Origin of the sequence: Niastella yeongjuensis (assembly GCF_900110245.1) — a bacterium.
GTDB lineage: Bacteria > Bacteroidota > Bacteroidia > Chitinophagales > Chitinophagaceae > Niastella > Niastella yeongjuensis.
The window spans coordinates 223859-247242 of record NZ_FOCZ01000011.1 but is presented as its reverse complement, the minus strand read 5'-3'; the positions used below and the strand labels follow the sequence as shown (position 1 = coordinate 247242).

14 protein-coding genes are annotated in these 23384 nt (G+C 44.6%); 12 read left to right on the top strand and 2 right to left on the bottom strand.

Going from position 1 to position 23384, the window contains the following annotated elements:
- The 8 genes from BMX95_RS25985 to BMX95_RS25950 form a co-directional block, all read left to right on the top strand.
- Positions 1-2105: SDR family NAD(P)-dependent oxidoreductase (locus BMX95_RS25985; RefSeq protein WP_143067620.1), on the top strand; the 2105-nt coding region annotated here is incomplete at its 5' end.
- A 17-nt stretch (positions 2106-2122) separates the two neighbouring features.
- Positions 2123-3124 carry a TauD/TfdA family dioxygenase gene (locus BMX95_RS25980; RefSeq protein ID WP_081197523.1) on the top strand — a complete coding sequence of 334 codons (1002 nt, stop codon included), beginning with the start codon at positions 2123-2125 and terminating at the stop codon, positions 3122-3124.
- 27 nt (positions 3125-3151) lie between these two features.
- Positions 3152-11002 carry a non-ribosomal peptide synthetase gene (locus BMX95_RS25975; protein WP_081197524.1) on the top strand — a complete coding sequence of 2617 codons (7851 nt, stop codon included), beginning with the start codon at positions 3152-3154 and terminating at the stop codon, positions 11000-11002.
- Positions 11003-11018: 16 nt separating this feature from the next.
- Complete coding sequence (locus BMX95_RS25970) at positions 11019-12629, top strand: MBL fold metallo-hydrolase (protein ID WP_081197525.1); 1611 nt, start codon at positions 11019-11021, stop codon at positions 12627-12629.
- Positions 12630-12667: 38 nt separating this feature from the next.
- Positions 12668-14317: a cyclic peptide export ABC transporter gene (locus BMX95_RS25965; protein WP_081197526.1), complete on the top strand. Its 1650-nt coding sequence runs from the start codon at positions 12668-12670 to the stop codon at positions 14315-14317.
- Positions 14318-14336: 19 nt separating this feature from the next.
- A complete protein-coding gene (locus tag BMX95_RS25960; RefSeq protein ID WP_081197527.1) occupies positions 14337-15047 on the top strand; it encodes a thioesterase II family protein in 711 nt (236 codons plus the stop codon).
- Positions 15044-16000 (top strand): aminoglycoside 6-adenylyltransferase, encoded by a 957-nt coding sequence (locus BMX95_RS25955; RefSeq protein WP_081197528.1) that lies wholly within the window; start codon positions 15044-15046, stop codon positions 15998-16000. The genes BMX95_RS25960 and BMX95_RS25955 overlap by 4 nt, the downstream gene beginning before the upstream one ends.
- Positions 16001-16035: 35 nt before the next feature.
- Positions 16036-16785: a hypothetical protein gene (locus BMX95_RS25950; RefSeq protein ID WP_081197529.1), complete on the top strand. Its 750-nt coding sequence runs from the start codon at positions 16036-16038 to the stop codon at positions 16783-16785.
- Here BMX95_RS25950 and BMX95_RS25945 read toward each other — a convergent pair.
- Positions 16782-17939: a hypothetical protein gene (locus BMX95_RS25945; RefSeq protein WP_081197530.1), complete on the bottom strand. Its 1158-nt coding sequence runs from the start codon at positions 17937-17939 to the stop codon at positions 16782-16784. The genes BMX95_RS25950 and BMX95_RS25945 overlap by 4 nt on opposite strands.
- A gap of 61 nt (positions 17940-18000) precedes the next feature.
- Between BMX95_RS25945 and BMX95_RS25940 the strand changes: the two genes are divergently transcribed.
- Positions 18001-18618, top strand: a complete 618-nt coding sequence (locus tag BMX95_RS25940; RefSeq protein ID WP_081197531.1) for a DUF4254 domain-containing protein — start codon at positions 18001-18003, stop codon at positions 18616-18618.
- A 5-nt stretch (positions 18619-18623) separates the two neighbouring features.
- Here BMX95_RS25940 and BMX95_RS25935 read toward each other — a convergent pair whose 3' ends face one another.
- A complete protein-coding gene (locus BMX95_RS25935) occupies positions 18624-21005 on the bottom strand; it encodes an ABC transporter permease (RefSeq protein WP_081197532.1) in 2382 nt (793 codons plus the stop codon).
- A gap of 408 nt (positions 21006-21413) precedes the next feature.
- Between BMX95_RS25935 and BMX95_RS25925 the strand changes: the two genes are divergently transcribed.
- The 3 genes from BMX95_RS25925 to BMX95_RS25915 are packed head-to-tail and all read left to right on the top strand — an operon-like array spanning position 21414 to position 23358.
- On the top strand, positions 21414-21617 hold the full coding sequence (locus BMX95_RS25925; protein ID WP_081197534.1) for a hypothetical protein: 204 nt from the start codon (positions 21414-21416) through the stop codon (positions 21615-21617).
- A complete protein-coding gene (locus BMX95_RS25920; protein WP_165758805.1) occupies positions 21610-22572 on the top strand; it encodes a glycosyltransferase family 9 protein in 963 nt (320 codons plus the stop codon). Before BMX95_RS25925 ends, BMX95_RS25920 begins: the two co-directional genes overlap by 8 nt.
- A gap of 12 nt (positions 22573-22584) precedes the next feature.
- Positions 22585-23358, top strand: a complete 774-nt coding sequence (locus BMX95_RS25915) for an SDR family NAD(P)-dependent oxidoreductase (protein WP_081197536.1) — start codon at positions 22585-22587, stop codon at positions 23356-23358.
- Positions 23359-23384: the final 26 nt, after the last annotated feature.

The following is a 23384-nucleotide window of genomic DNA, read 5'->3' as shown; positions in this document are numbered from 1 at the left end:
ATTCGCTGATCAGTTTGTTAAAACAACAAAAGGCGCAAACAGCACCAGTGGCGATGAACCTGGTACGCAGCGTAAAAGAAACGGCCGATGACCATGGATATTTTACCGGGCGCATCGGTGAGTTATGGGCGAAGGGAGTCGCCATCGACTGGAACGGTTATTACCAAGACCAGCAACGCAGAAAAATATCCTTACCTACTTATAGTTTTGAACCGGTAAAATATCCCACAGAGGTAGATCCCATCAAAAATTATTTACAGGCGGGGTTGAACCTGGGCCTGACGGAAAACAAGGAATTAAAAGACTGGGTTTATTATCCTTCCTGGAAACGGTTGTTGGCTGCCGGCAGCCAACCAGCTGGCAAACGAAGCTTTCTGGTTTTTTGCAATAACGTTCTTTTTTCACAAAGGCTGAAAGAACAACTGCTGGCAGAGCGTGTGGAAGATAAAGTGATCGAGGTTGGCATAGCCGAAGAATACCGCCGGTATACACAATACCAGTATGCGCTGAATCCATCCAGTGCCCGTGAGTACGATCTGTTGCTGGCCGATCTATCGGCTGCAGGTATAATTGTTACTGATATAGTTTATGCGTGGGGGCCTGGAGCAGAACAGCATTCATTTGAATTACAAAAAGATAATACGCAACTGGGCCGGGTATATTTTGGCCTGGTGTACCTGGTACAATCGCTGTTACGGGCGGGTATGCTAAAAGAGAAGCGGATAACTGTTTTAACGGAAGGATTGCACAAGGTGCTGGGTACGGAAACAGGCGGTTACCATCAATCATTATTACTGGGATTGGTGAATGTATTGCCGCAGGAATATTCGGTGACCTGTTTTAATATCGATCTGTTGCCGTCGGAACCATTGGATCAGTGGATATCGCAATTGACCGCCGAGATCCGGCGGCAGGAAGGACGCAAAGAACGCATCGTGGCGCTTCGCCATGGGCAGCGCTGGGTTCAGGATTTTCAGAAAAATACCCAGGAAATAAAAAGCACCCCCGGAAAGATAAAACGTGGCGGTGTGTATCTGATAACCGGCGGTTTGGGAAATGTAGGTTTTGTATTGGGTAAATACCTGCTGCAGCACTATGGTGCCACCCTGGTGCTCACAGGCAGAAAGGAGGCCGGTATGTTGAATAAGGAAGCGCTTTCTCATTACAATGAGTTGCGTAAGATCAGTGAGTCGGTTTATTATTACCAGGCAGATGTAGCTGATTTATTATCGATGCAGCAGGTGGCAGCGGATGCAACGCAAAAGACAGGCAGGATAGACGGCGTTATTCATGCTGCAGGTATTATTGATGACCATTATTTTGAACTGATAGAAGATATAACGCCCGCAAAAGCGCTGGTTATGCTGGCGCCCAAGGTGAAAGGTATAGAAAACATCTACCAGGTTTTTCGGGAAAGAAACCCTGATTTTATATGGGTCACTTCCAGTTTATCGACAGTGCTGGGTGGATTGGGCTTCAGTTCCTATGCGGCTGCTAACCTGTACATGGAATATTTTGTATTGTCAAAAGCAAGAGAAATGCCAGGTTGGAGAAGCATCGGTTTGGGGGATATGGTATTTTCAGACAAGCAAATTCAAAAAGAAAACGGCCCTTCAAGGTCATGCCTGAAGCCGGATGAAATAACTGTTTTGTTCGAATGGAGTGTAGGTTTTACCGGCGCTCCGGTTATAATACAAACTGTAGAGGAGTTGTGGGCCCGTGTACGCCGGGTATATGAATTAAAAAAAGAAGCCTATCTCGATGAGGATCGCGACAAACCGACGGAACTGGTAAAAATGGAACGCCCGCAGTTAACCAGTACTTACAAAGCGCCGCAAACAGAAACAGAAAAAAGGATGTCTGCGCTTTACGAAAATTTCTTTGGGATAGACGGAATAGGTACAGAAGACAATTTCTTTGAGCTGGGTGGTGATTCGTTAAAAGCCATGATGTTGCTGAAAAGGATAAAAAATGAATTTGATATTAATATAACACTCACCGATTTCTTTAACCACGACCGCGTGGGATCGATGGCCGCTTTTGCTGACCAGATCCGATCTATAGCCGTAACCGGTAAAAAAGCTTCCCGCAAGATTGTGATATAAGCTCAAAAATAAATACCATGTTTATTGACAGTATCGTACATAAACAAACGTTGGATGCGTTTGGCGAATTGGCATTTCCCCTTTTTATAGAACCTGCTACCGAAGGAGTGGATCTTGCGGAGTGGTTGCCTGCCCATAAAGAATCGTTCGAAGAAGACCTGAGCAGGCATGGCGCTATCCTGTTCCGGGGATTCGATATTAGTACTCCACAGCATTTTAACCGTTTTGTACAATGCTTTAATACGGCGCCCCTGCCTTATATGTTCAGGTCTTCACCCAGAAAAGAGTTAGACAGGTCAATTAAGAATATTTATTTATCTACTTCCTATCCCAATGAACGGGTCATCAACATGCATAATGAGGCTTCGTACAGCCGGGTATGGGGAAGGAAAATTATTTTTTGTTGCATCCAGCCGGCAGCCGCCGGGGGAGAAACACCCATTGCTGATTCGCGTAAGGTATTGCAGTCGCTGAGTGCTGCCCTGCAGGTAAAGTTCAGGGAAAAAGGCGTGATGTACCGCCGTAACCTGTTTGCCGAAATCGGCATGCCCTGGCAGGAAGTTTTTCAAACAAACGACAAAAACGAAGTGCGGCAGCTGTGTGAAAAGAACCGTATAGAATACCGCTTTACCGGTAATGACGATTGTATTATTGAATGGCGAAAGGAGGCCATTTATAAACATCCTGTATCGGGTTGCGATACCTGGTTCAATCATGTGTTTTTCTTCAATCGTTTTTCCCGGTATGAAGAATTGGGGCTTTCGCCTGATGACTTTTTACCGGAAGAATACCTGGCATCAGATACCTTCTTTGGAGATGGATCACCCATCTCTTTCGAAGAGTATAAGGAGATCAGGGACGCGTATGAAAAAAACAAAATCATTTTTCCTTATCAAAAAGGCGATGTGCTTTTTCTTGATAACATGCTAGCCGCGCACGGCCGCAATCCATACGAGGGAGAAAGGACCATCGCCACTGCTATTCTTGAGGCGGCGTACGACGAGGGATTTGTAGCGTAATCATTTACTATCATCAACAGTTCTGTCATGGAAATAATTAACCTGATCAACCGTCTTCAAAGCAACGATATCGCCCTTTCTTTATCGGGTAACGACCTGGAAATAAGTTTTGACGGCGATGATCTGCCTGCTGTTGTGCTTGAGGAAATAAAAATAAACAAAGCTGCCATTGTCGATTTTCTGAAAAAAGCCACCGGGGGGAAAGAGCGAAGCATACCTGCTGTTGCCGACCAGGAGAGCTATCCTGTTTCTTCATCACAAAAAAGATTGTGGATTGTAAGCCAGTTTGAAGAAACCAGCCGCGCGTATAACATGCCTGGCGTGTATGTGTTTGAAGGTAATGTGGATGTTAAAGCGCTGGAAGAATCCCTGAAAGAATTAATAACGCGTCATGAAATACTGCGCACTGTTTTCCGGGAAAATGAAGGGGGTGAGGTAAGGCAATGCATTATACCAGCTGCTGTTTATTCATTCCGGTTCCCATACCATGATCTTCGGGATCTGGAACAGCTGGAAGAATATTTACCAAAAGAGATCCGCTCAGCAATAGATCAGCCCTTTGACCTTACCGGCGGTCCTTTATTGCGCACCTGCCTGTACCGACAGGCAGATCATACATACGTGTTTGTTTATGTAATGCACCATATCATCAGCGATGGCTGGTCAAAGAATATTCTGGTCAATGAATTATTGCTGTTGTACAATGCGCACATCCGCAAAGCTGTTAACCCTTTAACACCGCTCCCCATACAATACAGGGATTACGCGGTATGGGAGCAACAGCAATTGCAAAGTGCTTCCTTTGCAGAACACCGGTCTTACTGGCTTCAACGGTTTGCCGGTGATCTGCCGGTGTTGGAACTTTCTGCCGACAAACCCCGGCCGCTCATCAAAACCTATCATGGAGGTACAATAAACAAACGCATCGATTCCCGCATCAGTCGGCAGATAAGTGCGCTTTGCCAGGAACAGGGCGCTACTTTGTTCATGGGATTGCTGGCCGCAATCGATGTATTATTATTCCGGTATACCGGTCAAAAGGATCTTTTGATTGGCAGTCCGATAGCCGGCAGGGACCATACCGATCTTGAGAATCAGATCGGCTTTTATGTAAATACCGTGGCCCTTCGGTCGCAGTTGCATGAGCGCGATAGTTTCACCGATCTGCTGGCGCAGGTTAAAAAAATGACACTTGAAGCGTACAATCACCAGGTATATCCTTTTGATGAACTGGTTGATGAACTGCAACTGCCAACAGACAGAAGCCGCAATCCTTTATTCGATGTATGGCTGGTATTACAAAATACAAACGTGGGTAGTGAAGGCGGCGCTGTGCAACTGGGAGATTTGAAAGTAAGCACTTATGAAGAGGAAAAGGAAAACGTAAGCAGGTTCGATCTCTCTTTTAACTTTACCGAAGCTGCCGGTGAGTTGGATCTTATGCTTGTGTATAACAGGGACATATATACACCTGAAACAACAGGCCGCCTGGCAGACCACCTGGAACGGTTGATGCTGGCCATCGTTGAAAACCCATTTACTGCTGTCAATACGCTGCCATACCTCAGCCAGGCGGAAGAAAGAAAGCTGCTGGTTGAATTCAATAATACCGGTGCACCGGGACCTGGCGATAAAACCATCGTTGATCTGTTCAAGGAACAGGCACTGCGTACACCGGATACCATTGCCCTGCTATTTGAGGAAACGAACATCACCTATAAAATGTTGGATGAACAATCCAACCGCCTGGCGAATTACCTGCTTGCCCATAATACTGCCAGCTCAAATGCTGTGGTGGCAATACTATTGGAGAACTCTGCACAGATGGTCATAGGAATACTGGCTGTCCTGAAAGCAGGAATGGCTTATCTGCCTGTTGATCCCAATACACCACCGGCACGTATTGCTTATGTTTTGCATGAATCAGGCACACGTATGGTGATAACGGTTTCCACGTTCGAACCGTTGCTAACTGGTTACGGCGGCGATTGTTTGTTAATGGATAAGGAGCCAACGATGCCGGATAGCTATGTACTTTCCCCTGACGTGTCTATTAACACAACCGACCTGGCCTATGTTATGTTCACCTCCGGTTCAACCGGTCACCCCAAAGGCGTGATGATACGGCATGAGTGCCTTACCGATTATTTCTATGGAATAATGGGTAGTACCAATATAGGTGACTGCAAACATTTTGGCCTTGTATCTACGATGGCTGCCGATTTGGGTAATACCCTAATTTATCCTTCGCTGCTGACCGGCGGTACTTTGCATATCTTTTCCCGCACTGCCTTGCTGGATGTTGAACAACTGCTCAGCCACCGGATCGATTGTTTGAAGATCGTACCATCTCACTGGAAATCTTTGCAACAGGCAGACCGGCCATTTTTACCTGATAAGTGCCTGATCTTTGGCGGCGAGCAATTGACCCCTGACGTGTTGGGAAAAATGCAGCAGAGCGGCAGTACCTGTGAAGTGTACAATCACTATGGGCCAACCGAAACAACGATTGGTAAGGTGATCAGCCGGATTGACCTGGAAAAAATAACAGTACCTGTTCCACTGGGAAAGCCATTCTGTAAATCGGCTGTTTATATTGTGGATGAGTGGCTACAGCTTGTTCCGGTGGGCGTACCTGGTGAGATCTGCATTGCCGGTGTGGGTTTGGCCAGCGGATATATGAACCAGCCGGAACTGACAGCGCTGCGATTTGTTGCCAATCCTTTTAATGAAACGGAACGGTTGTACAGGACCGGCGATCTTGGCCGCTGGCTCAACAATGGAATGATAGAATTTCTGGGGCGCAAAGACGACCAGGTTAAAATACATGGATACCGCATCGAATTAGCCGAAATAGAACACGCCTTGCGATCGCATCCCGATCTTACTGCCAGTTTTATACAGGTACGTTCAGCTGATGATGGTGAAAAAGAACTGGTGGCTTATGTTGTCAGCGGTAGGCAACAAACACTTGCTGAGATCCGCAACTGGCTTATGGACAGGTTGCCGGTTTATATGATCCCCGCGCAGATCATTTTCCTTGATGCGTTGCCATTGACCGCTAATGGAAAAGTTGACCGGAAAAAATTGCCTGACCCGGCTGGTTTCTCCCTGGTTGCCGAAAAAATAGTTGTCGCTCCGCGTAATGAGGTAGAACAACAACTGGCCGCTGTATGGAAGGACCTGCTGAATAAAGAAGTGATCAGCATAAACGACGACTTTTTTCTGCTTGGCGGAAACAGCCTGAAAATAGTACGGCTCGCCAGCCAGATCTACAAACGCTTTCAGGTAAAACTGGCATTGAAAGACTTTTTTGATCATGCCGTTTTAAGCGGACAGGCCCGATTGATACAGCAGGCACAAAAGACCTCATTTGTAGCAATACGCCCGGCGCAGTCAGCAGGCGATTATCCTTTATCCTCTTCTCAAAAACGCTTGTGGCTGTTGTGTCAGCACGAATCAGCCAATACAGCCTATAATATACCCGGTGCATTTCTTTTTGAAGGGGAGTTGAACCAGACAGCATTGGAGCAGGCATTTCAGGCATTGCTGCAGCGGCACGAGATCCTGCGCACTGTTTTCAAAAACAATGAACAGGGGCAAGTACGCCAGCAGATTGTACCTGCCGGTGAAATGGCTTTCATGGTAGCATATCATGACGTGAGTGGAAAGGCGGATGCGACCGAATTGGTAAATGCACTGCTGATTGAAAATGCGCGGCAACCGTTCAACCTACTAACAGGGCCCCTGTTACGCGCCGCTTTGTTTCGCCTGGAAAACGATAAATGGGTTTTTAATATCGTAATACACCATATCATCAGCGATGGATGGTCGATGCAGCTCTTATTCACCGACCTGTTGACTTTTTATAAAGCAGCCTGTGAAGGATTGCCGCATACATTGACTCCTTTGCGTATACAGTATAAAGATTATGCAGCCTGGCAACAGGATCAATTGCATAGTAGTGCATTTAACCGCCATAGAAACTGGTGGCTGCAACAATTTACAGGAGAATTACCTGTACTTAACCTGCCAGCAGATAAGAGCCGGCCTGCCTTGCAAACCTGGCATGGAGGCGCTTTTATCAAAAAGCTTGATCCCCGGGCAACAGATGCCCTGAAAACCCTGGCTGCCAAACAGGGCGGTACTCTGTTCATGGGACTACTGGCCCTGGTAAAAGTATTGTTGTACCGATACACCAGCCAGAACGATATTATTGTAGGGACTTCTATTGCCGGGCGTGATCATGCCGACCTCGAAGATCAGATAGGCTTCTACGTAAATGCCATGGCCTTACGTACACAAATAAATGGCGACAATGATTTTAAACAGGTACTTTCCAACGTAAGTAATATTACCAGGCAGGCTTACGAACACCAAACCTATCCTTTTGATGAACTGGTAGGGGAATTGCAGCTTCAACGCGATATGAGCCGGAACCCTTTGTTTGATGTAATGGTTATGTTGCAAAACTATGATACCGGCAAGATCAATTTACAGCATCAACTCCCCGGGCTGGCAGCAGCTCCATACCGGGAAGGGGAAAATGTGGTGAGCAAGTTCGATCTTACTTTCAGTTTTGCAGAAGTAGGGGAGGCAGTGCATTGCCGCATTGAATACAATAAAGACATTTACAATCACGATACGGTTTATCGACTGGGTGAACACCTGGGACAAATGCTGGAGGCGGTGACTGCGAGGCCCAACGAACCGGTTGCAACACTCGGGTACCTCGGTAGTGATGAACAACGGATGATATTACACAATTTTAACGCCGGGCCAACCGGTGAATGGCCTACCGATAACCTGGTGTCGCTTTTTGAAGACCGGGTACAAAAGAGTCCTCATCATACAGCTCTTGTATTTGAGAAAAATAAACTCAGCTACGATCAACTGAACCAGGCTGCCAACAGACTGGCTTTCTATTTACACCAGCAGCACCAGGTGCAACCCGGTGACCTTGTTGGCATCCAACTGCCACGTTCAGAGAAAGTGATCGTTGCCATACTGGGCATATTAAAATCAGGAGCTGCTTATGTGCCCATAGATCCTGATTACCCGCAGGCCAGGATTGAATATATGACCGCAGACTGCGGTTGTAAAGTAATACTGGACGAGCTGGCCTGGCAACAGTTTGATGAAATAGCTGCGGAGTATGCCCCTGTGAACCCGTCAATACTGCATGGAGCCAACGATCTCGCTTATGTGATCTATACATCCGGATCTACCGGCAAGCCCAAGGGCGTAATGATTCACCATGGGGCGATCATAAACACCATTTACTCGCAACAGCAGATCTTCGGCGTTCAGGAAGGTGACAGACATCTGCAGTTTGCATCGCCTTCTTTTGATGCTTCTGTTTCTGAAATATTTGTTTCCCTGGCTTCTGGTGGTACATTATATATTATTAAAGAGGCGGACAAAAGAAATCCGGTGTTGCTGGAGGAATATATAACGGCGAATGAAATCGACATTGCAACCATCCCCCCTGCGTACCTGAGGCTGCTTCGGATCGATAAAATAAGCAAGTTAAAAAAGCTGGTCAGTGCCGGTGAGGCCGCCATTCTGGAACAGGCGATTGCCTTCTCACAACAGGGTACTTTTTTTAATGCATATGGCCCTACAGAATGCAGCATTTGTACCACCATACACACCATTCCTATGGGCGCGGAAATCATAACTTCCAACATTCCCATTGGCAGGCCGATTCACAATACCCGGGCATATATACTCGACAGTAATCTGAACCCGGTTCCTGTGGGTGTTTATGGTGAATTGTTTTTCAGCGGGCAGGGGTTAGCCAATGGTTACCTGCACCGGCCGGAACTTTCCGCTGAAAAGTTTATAGCCGATCCTTTTATAAAAGGGACCTATATGTATGGGACTGGTGATATGGGCCGCTGGCTGGCGGACGGCAATATTGAGTTTGCCGGAAGAAAAGATGATCAGGTAAAAGTTCGCGGCTATCGTATAGAACTGGCAGAAATCGAACACCTGCTTCGGGCGCACCCCGATGTAGAGTCGGCAATTGTACTGATCAGATCGAATGCACGGGAGGAAAAAGAATTAGTAGCCTACGTTGTATGCAAACAACCGTGTGAAGCAGATCAGCTCCGCGCTTATCTTGACAAAGAACTACCGCCATACATGCTTCCGGCGCACATTATATTCCTGGAAGAATTACCATTGACAAAAAATGGTAAAGTAAACAAAGCCCAATTACCCGATCCTTATGCGATGGAAAGGGCTGATGATGGAAACTACGCAGCGCCCGATAATGTTATACAACAAAAACTGGTTGCCATTTGGGGAGAAATATTGGGCCGGGAACGGGTAGGAGTTCGCGATGATTATTTTATGCTGGGCGGTGATTCCCTGAAAGTAATAAGTATTCTTCAGAAAGTGCTTGACGAAACAGGTGTGGTGTTACCTATTAATTTGATTTTTCAGGAACGGTCCATTGAAAGAATTGCGGTGTGGCTAATAGATGAAATGGGTAAAACTTCAGCCAATACGACTGGTACGGTTGAAAAGGCTGAAGAGGAAAAAATGGTGTACGATATTTCCTATAACCAGCATACGTTTTTGTCTGGATCGAAAAAAGAAAATCAACTGGTAATAACGCCATATGAATTTGAACACCTCGATATGGACGCGTTTGGGGCAGCCATTGATCAATTAGTAGAAAGGCATGAAATACTCCGCACCCGCTTTATTCGCAGTGACGCAGGAATTATGCAGGAAATAATGCCGGCCGGGTCGTTTCGTTTGCCAATACCTGATGTGATCCCTGTTTCCACTGAAGAAGAACTGACTGAAATTACCCAACTGGCACATGAAAGGAAAATCGATCCTTTCCGTGATCCCCTGATATACGTACAGATCTGCCGCCGTGATATTGGAACCTACGTGCTGCTGCTGACCATGCACCATGCGCTGACTGACGGCTTTTCGGATGGCATTCTGCGAAAAGAGATCCTGCACCTGTATTCTGCGAACGTACAAAAAACGAATACCCCTTTGCCTCCATTGAAATCTCAGTACAGACATTTTGTAGAATGGCAAAAGGATTTTATTGAATCCGCCGAAGGACAGCGGCACAGTCAGTATTGGTTACAACAATTACAAGGTTTTCCGGCGCCTGTCTCTACTGGTTTTTCTGGAACGCCTGGTAATGGCGTGCAGGGCAGCAAATCTATTTGTATCGTCAGGCTAATTGAAGGTGCCCTTTTCGAAAAGCTGGACCATTTCGGTCAAAAGCATGGAATTACACGTTCAGCATTTTTAATGGCGGGGCTGCATTTGCTGACCGGTCAGCTGAATGGGGATGACAAAACATTCATTTTTGTTACCGTTTCGGGACGTAGTTCAAAATATTTTGGTTCCCTTGATATCTCCGAAACCGTGGGGCTTTTCGCCAATCCCATCATAATAGTGGGAAAGATTGATAAAGAACTGCAGGCGAACAAATATTTTCTGCAGGTGCAAACTGATTTTCTGGAAGGGCTCAGTTACGGCGCTTTTCCCCTGGAAAAACTGATGAGTGAACTGCCACAGCTGGCGCCCAATGAATACCGAAAAGGACAGGTGTATTTTAATTATCATAACTACAACTGGTTACGTGCACACAACTATACCATTACGGAGCAGGAAAGGGAGGGAAGAATAGAATACCCCGAGCCAATGGAAATGGCGATGGGAATAGCTGTAAAAGAATACAACAACTGCCTGAAATTGGAGATGTCATTTGATCATAAACGGTTTACTCCCCGGCAGGCATTTGACAGCTGTGCATCTTATTTCTCTTTACTAAACCAGGTGATCGTCCACGAAGACCTGCCGGTAAGGCAATTAATGCAACCTGAAAAAACAGCATAACTATAAAACATGTATTATGAAAAGCGGAAAATGGTATCTTAAACCCAATGTCGTTATTGAGCCATTAATACAACGATGGTATGCCTGGTCGCACCTGATATCCCCGGGTACTGCCGCCATGAATGTAACCGGCAGGCATTTAAAGATCATGAACTCGTATATACAGGCGCCGCAGATCCACGCGGCTGCTGTGCAAAACCCTAAAATGCTGGGCGGCCCTTTTATGGACTATAAAGGCGGGCGTGTGGAAGATGTGAAAAAGCTCAGGGATGAAACAATGGTAACACAGGCGAAGTACATTCAATTGTCAGAAGCAATCGTGGCGCTTGACAAAATGCTTCAAAAACAGGCGAAAGGTTATTCACTGGAAACCCTGTATGAACAGGTGCCTGATATTTTAAAAGGCTATGTTGAGTTGACGTACGACCTTAATAACAATCCGTCTTTCAGGTTGTTTGAATCATTGTTATACAAGAGTGAATTCTATGATAAGTCACTTCAGAGCATTGCTTTGTGGGTAACCGATAATGATGAACGGCCGTTCTGTCTCAGCACGCCCAGGCTTGATGAGCCGCATGTTTTACATTTGAACATCCCATTCGATCATGAAGGGATCGACGCGTTGTGCAGGATGAAACGAAATGGCGGGTCGGTAGATGAAATAGCGCAACTGCTGGGCGTGTCTGAAAAAGACATGCCGCTGTTCAGCACTTTCTTTACAGAACAGGAACACCCGGGTTATAGAAAATATGAAGGCGAGTTTGTACGGATGCGTTACTTCGGCCATGCCTGTATTCTTATTGAAACAAAAGACCTGAGTATCCTCGTTGACCCGTTGATCAGTTATTACGGATATGAATCCAGTGTGGCGCATTATTCCGATATTGATTTGCCCGACACGATCGATTACATCCTGATCACCCACAATCACCAGGATCATGTACTTTTTGAAACATTATTGCCTTTGCGCCACAAGGTAAAGAACATCATTTTACCCAGGACTACCAGCGGCGCCCTACAGGACCCTAACCTGAAACTGGCCTTTGAACATGCTGGTTTCAATAATGTGATTGAGATCGATGAGATGGAGGAGATCCGCTTTAAGAACTGCGTAATATCCGGTTTGCCTTTTACAGGGGAGCACAGCGATTTAAATGTGAAGGCGAAAATATGCTATCATGTTGCTGTTGAGGCATTCACTTTCCTGTTTATGGCCGACTCCAGGGTGGTAGAAGCCAGATTGTATGAGCATATTCATCGCGTAACCGGCAACGTAGACGTGCTGTTCCTTGGAATGGAATGTGATGGCGCGCCGCTCACGTGGCTGTACGGCCCTTTACTTACAGACGAACTGCCCAGAGATAAAGACCAGTCGCGAAGGCTGTCCGGATCCGATTATCAAAAAGGCATCCGGTTGGTAGATATATTTCAACCTAAAGAGGTGTATGTGTATGCAATGGGGCAGGAACCCTGGCTGGAGTTTATCAGCACCGTACGCTATACAGAGGAGTCAAATCCCATTGTTCAGTCGAACAAACTGGTCAATGACTGTATCAGTCGTGGACTTATTGCCGAAAGGTTATATGGCGAAAAAGAATTGTTGTATTCCTATGTACTTCAGGAATAATACCGTAACCGCATTACATTCCTTAAATCAATCCTCATATGGTGCGTTTATTCCGGCAGCTGTTGTTATTAACAGGAAAAGCCGGGCTTGCCAGGTTTATCTTTCTCGGATTATTGTCGGGAGCCAGCAGTTTCCTTTTCATTAATTTTGTAAACAAGTCAGTTGGCTACATCATAGCCGGTCATTTTGAAGAAAAGCGATTGCAATACACCGCATTGTTTGCTGCTGTTATTCTGCTTTTTGTAGTGGTTAGAAGAGTGCTGTCCCTGGGGCTCATCAGATTATCTCAAACGCTGTTCTGGAATATTAGAAAGCAGATCATAGGGTGCGTATTGAATAGTAATTACCGGCAGCTGTTTAATAAAAAAGCAGATATCCAGGCTGCGATGACCAACGATGTAAATCTGCTTACAACAGTCTCGCTCTCTATTATTGGATTTTTTACAGCTTTTATACTGGCTATAGCAAGCCTGGTTTACCTGGCTTCTATTTCTTTTGTACTGTTTTTAATTACGCTGGTAGTGGCCGGTGCAGGTTCGCTTGTGTATCACTTCAGCGCCATGAATAATAACGAGCGGTTGAAAAAAGGGCATTTGCTGGAAAGGGATTTTTTCCGAAGCATGGATACCATTCTCGACGGGTTCAAGGAAATATACATGGAACCCAAAAAGGGAAAAGCGGTATATGATGAAAAAATAAAACGCATAGCAAAGAATGCTTACCGGAACAATGTATCGGCCTTTACCGGATTTCTTAATAACCAGATCATCGGACAGGTGCTCTTTTATATATTAATTGCTTCCATCCTGCTTTTTTTCAGTTTTGTATTGAAAATAAAATCGCAGGATATAGTAAGCTTTGTTTTTACCCTGCTGTATTTGCTGGGAGCGTTAGAGACCATTCTGACTACCATCCCGGTGCTGTCGAGGGCAATGGTATCATCTGACCGGCTGCTTGACCTGACTGAAAATCTGAGGGCCAATAGTGACCGGAACCGGATACCCAAAAAATATATGACAGCGGCAGAATTTGACAGCATTGTAATAAAAGCGCTGCAATTCAAATATGGAGAAACTGCACAGGATTTTAGTGTGGGGCCTGTTAATTTTGATCTCCGGAAGGGAGAAGTGGTTTTTATTTATGGCGGAAATGGCAGTGGTAAAACTACCTTTATGCAGGCTTTAACAGGGTTACATATTCCTGACGCAGGCGAAATAAGACTGAATGGGTTGCTTGTTACCAACGAGAATTATCCGGAATACCGGTCGTGTTTTAGTGTGGTGTTCAGCGATTTTTACCTGTTCGATGAGCTGTTCGGGTGGAAGAATCCCGACCAGGAGAAATTTTTGTATTACCTGCGGCTTTTTGAACTGGAGGGAAAAGTAACGCTGGAAGGCAACCGTTTTTCTACGACAGATCTTTCCATGGGTCAGCGAAAACGCCTGGCCCTGATTGCCTCATTGCTGGAAGATAAGCCTTTACTAATACTCGACGAATGGGCCGCTGACCAGGATCCTTATTTCAGAAAGAAATTCTACACTGAGATCATTCCTTTACTTAAGCAGAGCGGCATTACCATCATTGCCATTACACATGATGATAAGTATTACCATTGTGCAGACAGGGTGTATAAAATGGAATATGGCAAACTGATGGAGAAACCTGTTGGTGAATACGCCGTTAGCTGATTAAAATACTTTCTACAACATGAGCAGACCGCGATTGTGTTTACTACACTTTGCCGGGGGAAATTGCTATTCATTCCAGTTCCTTACTCCGTTACTGAAAGATTTTGAGGTGTGGCCATTGGAGCTGCCTGGCAGGGGCAAGCGTATAACCGAACCCCTGTTAAAAGATTTTGACCATGCGGTGGAAGATCTGTTCTATCAGATCAATCGCCAGCAAACAGCCGCGGATCTGGTGCTGTATGGCCATAGTCTGGGAGCCTATCTGGCATTCGGGTTAGCGCAAAGGTTCGAAGAAAGCGGAAAACCTGCTGCCTGTTTGCTCGTAAGCGGCAATGCCGGACCTGGTGCCCGGGAACCTAAAAACAGGTACCTGATGAAAAGAAGTGATTTTATTGAAGAACTGAAACTGCTGGGTGGCATCCCCCAGGCTTTTTTGGATAACGAAGATCTGATCGATTTTTTTGAACCTATACTAAGAGCCGACTTTGAGCTGGCGGAAAGAAATGAGCTGGCCAATGCAACTCCCATAGACGCACCCATTTTCGCTATGATGGGCAGTATGGAAGAAGAGGTGACTAAAATTGCCAACTGGAAAAGATTTACCCACACCCGGTTCGATCATGAAATACTGGAAGGAGATCATTTTTTTATAAACCGGCATGCACAACGGATCGCTGCTATTATCCGGACCTCTTATGCAGCTGTAGCAACCAATAAAACTTTATTATGACAAACTCACAAAACGATGCCATTATCAACAATCTCCGCAACTGGGCAAAAGAAAATAAGGACATCATTTGCATGTTCGTAGGAGGGGCACAGGGAAATGAAAACAAGCTTGCCGACGAATACTCAGATATCGATGTGGTTGTCTTTGCCAGGCGACGGCATTTTTATGATAAAGACCTCTCCTGGATTAAAAAGATCGGCGAGCTGGCCTATTATCATGAGTACAATCTTGAGGTGCCGCTTATCAGTTTTTGTCATAAAATTTATTTTACGAATGGGGCCCGTCTTGACCTTATGTTCTGGGACAAACGGGTTTTGTTGGTAGGACGTGTTTATTTATGGCTGCGCGATCATACGAAATTATTACACCTTTTGCCCAGGCTGTGGCGGCGGATCATTGAAAACCACTTTTTCTATCTTCCGAAATATACCTATCGCGGTTTGACGATGCTGGCAGATAAAAAGAATTATTTGCGCAGGATACAATACATCAGCCGCAAATACAAATTCATTCAAAGCCCTTTTTCACAAGAGAAATTGCAAAACATAGTGAACCGGTTTTGGGTGCAGGCATACAGTGCCGCTGTTGCCATCGCCCGTAATGAATTGATGCATGTGAAGATCATGGCAGACCATGCTATGAAATATAAGTTACTTGAATTGATAGAGGTGTATATGAAATGCACGTATGGAAATGAGTTTGATGTTTTTGAAAAGGGACGATATCTGGAGAGCTGGGCGCCTGATTTTATTCTCGAAAGACTGGAAAATATATTTGGGCATTATGAGGCGAATGATTCCTGGAACGCTTTGGTGGAAACTATGGACCTCTTTACCCTGATCTGTAATACCATATCGACAGAACATCCTGATATAACATTTTCAAACCCTGAACAATATTTCAGAGATCTGATAGAGCAAATCGACATAAAAAGGCCGGTACATGCCATCTAGGATCATGCTACCATAAACATCTTAATTAATATTTCATGAAAACATATTTGATCGAACAGGAATATGATGCGTATTCCAGCGAAGACCATTTAGTATGGGAGGAAATGAACCGCAGGCAGGCGGCATTAAACCGGAACAAAATATCTAAAGAGTATTGGTATGGGTTGGATTTGTTACAGATCCAAAATTCCAGGTTACCCAATATTGCTGCCCTTAGTAATAAGTTATCCGGGTTTACAGGGTGGTCACTGGTTCCTGTTAAAGGGCTTATTCCTGCGGAGGATTTTTTTAATTTGATTATTGAAAAAAAGTATCCCGTTACAACTTCCATTCGTAAGGCGTCGGAACTGAACTTTAGCGAACAACCGGATATCTTTCACGATGTACTGGGTCACCTGCCCTTGCTGATCAATAAAAAGTTCAGTGATTTTCTGATCGCCTACAGTAAGATCGCTATCAGGTATGTAGGTAATGAGCATGCGGTGGAATTGCTGGCCAGGTTATACTGGTATACTTATGAAATGGGGCTGATCGTAGAAGACAATGAGTATAAAGTATATGGCGGGGCTATTATTACTTCTGCCAATGAAATTGAAAATATTCGTAATGCCCGGGTACCTAAACACTCCTTTAATATCGATCATCTGTTCCGCACCCCATACAATCCCTATAAGTTACAGAATGAATATTTCGTGATCAATGATTTTTCAAGCCTTTTTGACAGCCTGGTAAATTTGGAAAGCAGGCTTGAACGGCATTTGAGTTATGGCCACATTACTCTTTAAATAACCAGCGAATGTGAATGTGCCGGCAAATAGTTGATAAGCATATCCGGCGTGTATTCATTGCACCATAACAAACGACTGGTATCTTTCCGCTCTTCTTCCGGTAAGTCACTAAGTAAAACGGCTTCTTTTTCATTGGCGGTTGTAGTTCGTACTATAATGCAGGTGACCAGGGGCGAAGTACCCCACCAGAACTCCGCTGTGTGGCCATCGGCATACCTGCCAGTGTAGGTAATGATTGCAGGCATTGATTCAGCAGGTTTTCCCTGCCGAATAAAGTGGTTATAAATGCCGGATGCACAATGAATGAGCCCGGTGCAGGGGCCAAATATCAGTTTCGTATAATCTGAACTGAGCAGGGAAAGGGCTTCACGCAGGCTCAATTTAACGGAGCATATTAATTTTGATGCCTGCTCTTCTCCCAGCCATTCGTAGTAAAAGCTTTTTTTTCCGATACCCTGCTCGTCGAAAAGTAACACTTTTGCCGACTCTTCCTTCAGCAGATGAGAAAGTACGGTATGATACGTGTCCATATTCATCAACTTATATCTTTCTGAGGTGGAGTCCAGTACAATATACAGCCGCTCGTGTTCCTTCAGTCCGTTATCTCTCAACCATTGATTGGCCCATTCTTTTTCTTCCTGGCCTATATATAGTTCAGAAAGAGTAGCAGGGTTATATGCTGACTGGTCATCCAGCATGTCCCTGAATGAAGGAAATATTGAACTGATAACCGGGTTTGGTCCCCAGTTTAGCAATTGAACGCTCATGGAGTATACTGCCGTGGTCCAGGGCAGCTGTGGCATTTGTTTGTATTGCTGTTCCATCATTTCCAGGATCTGCGATTCGTTGCGTGAAATGCAAAATACCATATCATACGAGCGGAAATCAAGGTCCTCCCAACTGTTGTTTATAAGTTTTCTGATATAAGGATTGTTCTTAAGCAGCGTGCTGCACAATACAGTATGTTTTTCATTCGTGCAATTGATATCAATAGCAGCTTTATTGAAAAATGCATGTAATGATGCCAGTTTATTGATCAGAATATAGGTGTCGCCAATAAATATTTTATTCTCAAGGTGATAAATGATCAATACGTTTTTGGCATCTCTGCTATTGGAGTTGTTGTTGCACTGTAAAATAACGTCGAACATGGTATAACGGTTATGGTTGTGTATAAAATTAATAAAAAGCCAACTTTAAACAAAAGGTTCTATGGAACAAATTTCACAGCAGGTGTATAACGTATTTGTAACGTCAATTAAAGATTACCATATCTACGACGATGTTAATGCGGCCTTGCATAATCCGTATGAAGAAGAATCATCCAATGCATTGTTTTATATAAAAAACTGGATTGATACGGTTCAGTGGCATTTGGAAGATATAATCAGGGATCCCCATATCAACAGCAATTATGCCCTTTCGATCAAGAGGCGTATCGATACGCTGAATCAGAAAAGAACTGACACCGTTGAACAGATCGACGATTATTTTCAGCGGGTGCATCGTGATATAGTGCCTGAAAAAGATGCCCGTCATAGTACCGAAAGCCTGGGATGGGCTATTGACAGGCTGTCGATCCTTGCTTTAAAAGAATTTCATTGGGAAATAGAGCTGAACAGGAAAGACGCACCGGAAAGCCATATCGATAATTGTCTCCGTAGGAAGAAGGTCCTGATAGGGCAAAAAGAAGACCTGATGACTTCTATCAATTGGCTGATCGAAGATATCAGGTCTGGTAAAAAGATCAATAAAGTTTATCGTCAGTTGAAGATGTACAACGATCCTTCCCTGAATCCTGTGCTGTACAGGAAGGAAGCCCAGAATTAAAAATATTATTCTATTCGAAGGCTTTTTGCCGGATTTAATAATGCTGCGCGCAAAGCCTTGATGCCAATGGTTAGCAAAGCAATGCCAATGGTGATGCCTGCCGATCCTACAAATATCCACCAGTGTAAGGGTGTGTGATAGGCAAAGTTTTGCAGCCAGTTGTACATGATATAATAACTTACCGGTATTGCAATGAGGGTTGCCAGCAATACCGGTTTTAACAGGTCTTTCGATAATAATAGCACGATGTTCTGTACCGATGAACCGAGCACTTTCCTTATTCCGATCTCTTTGATACGTTTGGCCGTGGTAAATGATGCCAGGCCAAACAATCCTAAACAGGCAATAACGATTGCCAGTCCTGAAAAGAGGCTGAGTATGGTCTGTTCCTTCAGGTCTGCTTTGTACATGATATCAAATTTTTGATCCAGGAAACTGTATTCAAAGGGGTAGGCAGGTGCTATTCTTTTATAAGCCTCTTTAATTGTAGTGATACTGGCCTCTATATTTCCTGCCTGTAATCTTATCAGGGCTACCCGTCTTCCCGGATTGGGTGCAATCACCAGTGGATACATCTTTTCTTTCAGCGAAAGAAAGTTAAAGTCCTGCACCACGCCAATGATCCTTCTTCTGGTACTGTCGCGCGAGGTGTTTTGGATCCATTTGCCTAGTGCCTGGTCGGGTGTATATCCAAGTTCTGCCGCTGCAGTTTGATTGATCAGGGCCGCATCGGTTGTGTCGGTGGGAAACTGGGGGGAGAAATCTCTTCCGGCCACCATTTTCAGACCCAATGTCTTTACAAATTCGAAGTCGGCAAATTCTGTCTTGAATTTCCAGGGTTCATCGCCTTTTCCTTCCACGCTGAATGCCATACCGTCAAAATAACCACCCGGTTCACCTGTCATAAGTGATATGGCTTTTACTTCCTTCCTGCTTTGAAGTTCCTGTTTGAACAGGTCTTTACCGTCATAAATGGCCCTGTTATCCAATGGCACAATTACTGTTTGTTCCTCATTGTATCCCAGATCTTTGTTCTTTAAATAGGTCATCTGACTGATAATTATCAGCGTGCAAATAATAAGCAGTACAGAAATGCTGAATTGCACCACTACCAGTGTTTTGCGAAAAAAGGCCCCGCTGTTGCCCAGCCGCAGTTTGCCTCTCAGCGCCTGGATGGGTGAAAAGCCCGAAAGAATAGCAGCCGGATAGCCGCCTGCCAGGAAGCCCACCACCAGGGTCACCAGGGGCAGAAACAGGCAAAGGGGTTTCAGAATGCTTGAGAAACTGAGGGTGTTATCGAGTACGCGGTTGTAAGCCGGTAACAGCAACAATAGCAGGCCAATGGAAATGACGCAGGAAATGGCTGTCAGTAAGATCGATTCTCCGATGAACTGCCAGGCAAGGTGATTGCGCAGGGCACCCATCACTTTACGTAAACCTACTTCCTTGCCCCGTTCTACCGAGCGAATGGTGGAAAGATTGATAAAATTAATACAGGCGATCAAAAGGATCAGCACTGCTACCGATAAGAAAATATACACCACTGTTTTATCGCCTGTTCTTGTTGTGTCGATGGGATTGGGGGGCGTAAAATAACTTTCGTATAAGGGTATCAGATTAAGCTCATATCTTTTACCTGCTTTGGCCATGGTCGTGCTCATGTATTTGTCCATAAAATCAGGCAATTGTTTTTCCAGCTGATTTTTATTGATATGGTCGTTGAGCATTACATAGGTATAAAGCCGGTTGGCCGGCCATTTATTGAAGTTATCGAAGCGGAAGTGTAGCGATAGGGGAGCTACCAGGTCAAATTTTAAATGAGAATTAAAAGGAATGTCTTTGACAATGCCAGTAACGGTTAACAGCGTGCTCTCATCCATTTTCAGCACTTTGCCCATCGGTTCTTCGTTACCAAAATACTTTTTTGCAGTTGTTTCGGTCAATACCACACTGTTAGGATCGTTCAACGCTGTTGCCGGATTGCCTTTTAAAAACGGGAAAGTAAAAAAGGAGAAAAAGCCCGTGTCGGCAAAGATCAGGTTTTTTTCATTGAAAGATTTATTTCCCAATGCAATCAGGTTGTTTGATGGTTCTATCCGCATTACTCTTTTGACCATATCAGGGAAGTCATTTTTCAGGGCTGGTGCATAAGGACCCGAAAGAAAAGAAACGGCCCTTTTGGATCCATTGTCGTCAAACCCTCTAAACACCCGATAGATGTTTTCCCCGTTTGTATGGAATTTGTCGAAACTGAATTCATTGATGACAAAGAGAAAGATCATCATGCAAACGGTGATCCCTATGGCTAAACCAGCAATGTTGATGAATGAAAAAACTTTACTTTTCATCAGGTTACGCCAGGCTATTTTTAAATAATTTTTTATCATACTGCTTTTTTATACGTTGTTGATGCTGTAAAGAGGGGAAAGTGAAGACGCAATGTCCGGTGTAAGGGTACTAAAAAAATGCCAGATTATAAGGCATTGTTAACTAATAAAATAGATTTTCCTTTTTTTTCACCTGTACGTTTCTGATACATTCATTGTTCAGTTTTGTTATAACGGCAACGAATGATCCAGGACGGAAATTAATTAGTAAAAACCGAAACAAGAAGGGGTACTGGTACAGGAAACTATCAGGCATTTTGGGGCTAAATTGCAGTGGTCCCAAATGGTTTGTTGGTAACATCATTTAAAAATATGTTACTGACAAATGCGCTAGCCATGCTTGTAGCTAAGTAACATACAGTAGCGTTGAATAATCTTACTGTCATTTCTTTTTCCAATTACTCAATTATGAATATCCCTAAAGAGTTTGACGCAATCGCGCTGCGTATTACTGAGATTGAAAATCAGTTAAGAATAATTGAAGCCGCCCTTGAAAAACAGAAAAGTGAACCTTATCTGTCGCGCAGAAGGGAAGTATGCAATTTTTTAGTGATTGAAAGGGAAGTATTTACCGCAAGGTTGAATGAACTTAAATGGGTACTGCATGACTAAAAATATTATCGTTACAACAAGGGCTGGATTAGGCGATGTTTTGCTTATTACACCTGCGCTTCGTGCTGTTAAGGAATGTTATTCCGATCATAAGCTGATCGTTTACTGCCTTAAAAAATCGCATCGCGAAGTGCTTTTAAATAATCCCTATATTGATTCCCTGCGTTTGTTGCCGCCTTTATACCTATGGCGCTATCCATATCATTTATTCAGTTACCTGTTTAATAATTCGCGCAGGCAGGGCCATTTTTTTGATACCCAAAAGTTGAAGCATTATAGTATGCGTCCAAACGCCATTCCGGTGTCATGGCTTTATAACAAGAACGTAAAGGAAGTGGTGCCTGAACTTTTTTCCGATCTGGACGTGCGTTTGGAGAATAAGAATGTCCAATTGTTCTTTACAAAACGCGAAGAGGCAAAAGCCCGTCACAGGCTGGCACCCTACAGGAATACTATTATCATGCATGTATATTCCAGAACATCGGTAAACCATATGTGGTCAATAGAGAAATGGGAAGCTCTTGTGAGGGAACTGCCGGAATTTACTTTCATTCAGGTAGGTATGGAAGATGAGCCCCGGGTAAAAGGTGCTATCGATTGGCGGGATAATAAGATGGGCATCCGTGACATTTTTTGTCTTTTGAAATATGCCACGTCGTTTGTTGGGGTGGAATCGTGTATGGGACATGCAACCAATGCATTTGGTTTGCCTGGTGTTGTGTTGTTTGGGGATACAAGTCCGGTGCACTGGGGGCACGATAATAATATCAATATTTATAAGAATGTCAGATGTGCGCCTTGCTTTCATCATCTTAATGGCGACCCTTGTCCTTATACGCATGAATGCATGCGGCTCATCACAGTTGAAGATGTTAAAGCGGCTCTTATCCGGCAGGTGAATGTACAGCAGGTGATGGCTAAACACGTATCCGTTCACCAGCCTGCTGACTATTAATCAGGTGCATTTATGAAAGAAAGAATCGCCATAATTACCGGCGCGGGTTCAGGAATAGGGAAGGCAACCGTTTACAGATTGGCCGAACAGCGCATTCGCATGGTGCTGAATGCCCGTACACTGGAAAACCTGGTAGCTGTTCAAAAAGAGGCTGATCGCATTGCCGGCATCCCTTGTACGCAGATCGTGTGTGGAGATGCGGCTGATGGGCACATCTCTGCTGCCTGCATTGCCCAATGCTTCACTACCTGGAATCAACCGCCGGATATTTTTATAGCCAGTGCGGGAAGGGGATTGCCGGGTACGGTAATTACTTCCAATCCCGAAGAATGGAACAGTCTTATAGATATTAATATAAAAGGATTAATGCATCAGTTAAGACATATTGGTAACAGTATGGTGCAACAAGTAGCAACCGGCCGGGACTGTGTTTTGGACCCACTCGATATTGTGGTGATCGGTTCTACGGTTGGCAGAAATATTTCTCCTTTTAATTCAGTGTACGGCGCCACAAAATTTGCCGCACATGGACTTACAGAAGCATTAAGACGGCAGCTTGGTCCACAGGGCATACGGGTTACATTGATAGAGCCCGGACTTGTACACACTAATTTTCAGGAGTCTGCCGGCTACAGCAGGCAATGGTTTGACGACTATTCAAAGGAAGTAGGTCCCATATTGCAACCCGGCGACATAGCAGCGGTAATAGGCTTTCTGCTCTCCCTGCCGGGTAATGTAAACCTTGATAATATTTCCATTCGGCCTACACGGCAGGCGTATCCTTAAACTATCATTTTTATTTATCGCGAATC

Coding starts and splice junctions, on each gene's coding strand:
- BMX95_RS25980 (WP_081197523.1), top strand. CDS start 2,123: ATGTTTATTGACAGTATCGTACATAAACAAACGTTGGATGCGTTTGGC.
- BMX95_RS25975 (WP_081197524.1), top strand. CDS start 3,152: ATGGAAATAATTAACCTGATCAACCGTCTTCAAAGCAACGATATCGCC.
- BMX95_RS25970 (WP_081197525.1), top strand. CDS start 11,019: ATGAAAAGCGGAAAATGGTATCTTAAACCCAATGTCGTTATTGAGCCA.
- BMX95_RS25965 (WP_081197526.1), top strand. CDS start 12,668: ATGGTGCGTTTATTCCGGCAGCTGTTGTTATTAACAGGAAAAGCCGGG.
- BMX95_RS25960 (WP_081197527.1), top strand. CDS start 14,337: ATGAGCAGACCGCGATTGTGTTTACTACACTTTGCCGGGGGAAATTGC.
- BMX95_RS25955 (WP_081197528.1), top strand. CDS start 15,044: ATGACAAACTCACAAAACGATGCCATTATCAACAATCTCCGCAACTGG.
- BMX95_RS25950 (WP_081197529.1), top strand. CDS start 16,036: ATGAAAACATATTTGATCGAACAGGAATATGATGCGTATTCCAGCGAA.
- BMX95_RS25945 (WP_081197530.1), bottom strand. CDS start 17,939: ATGTTCGACGTTATTTTACAGTGCAACAACAACTCCAATAGCAGAGAT.
- BMX95_RS25940 (WP_081197531.1), top strand. CDS start 18,001: ATGGAACAAATTTCACAGCAGGTGTATAACGTATTTGTAACGTCAATT.
- BMX95_RS25935 (WP_081197532.1), bottom strand. CDS start 21,005: ATGATAAAAAATTATTTAAAAATAGCCTGGCGTAACCTGATGAAAAGT.
- BMX95_RS25925 (WP_081197534.1), top strand. CDS start 21,414: ATGAATATCCCTAAAGAGTTTGACGCAATCGCGCTGCGTATTACTGAG.
- BMX95_RS25920 (WP_165758805.1), top strand. CDS start 21,610: ATGACTAAAAATATTATCGTTACAACAAGGGCTGGATTAGGCGATGTT.
- BMX95_RS25915 (WP_081197536.1), top strand. CDS start 22,585: ATGAAAGAAAGAATCGCCATAATTACCGGCGCGGGTTCAGGAATAGGG.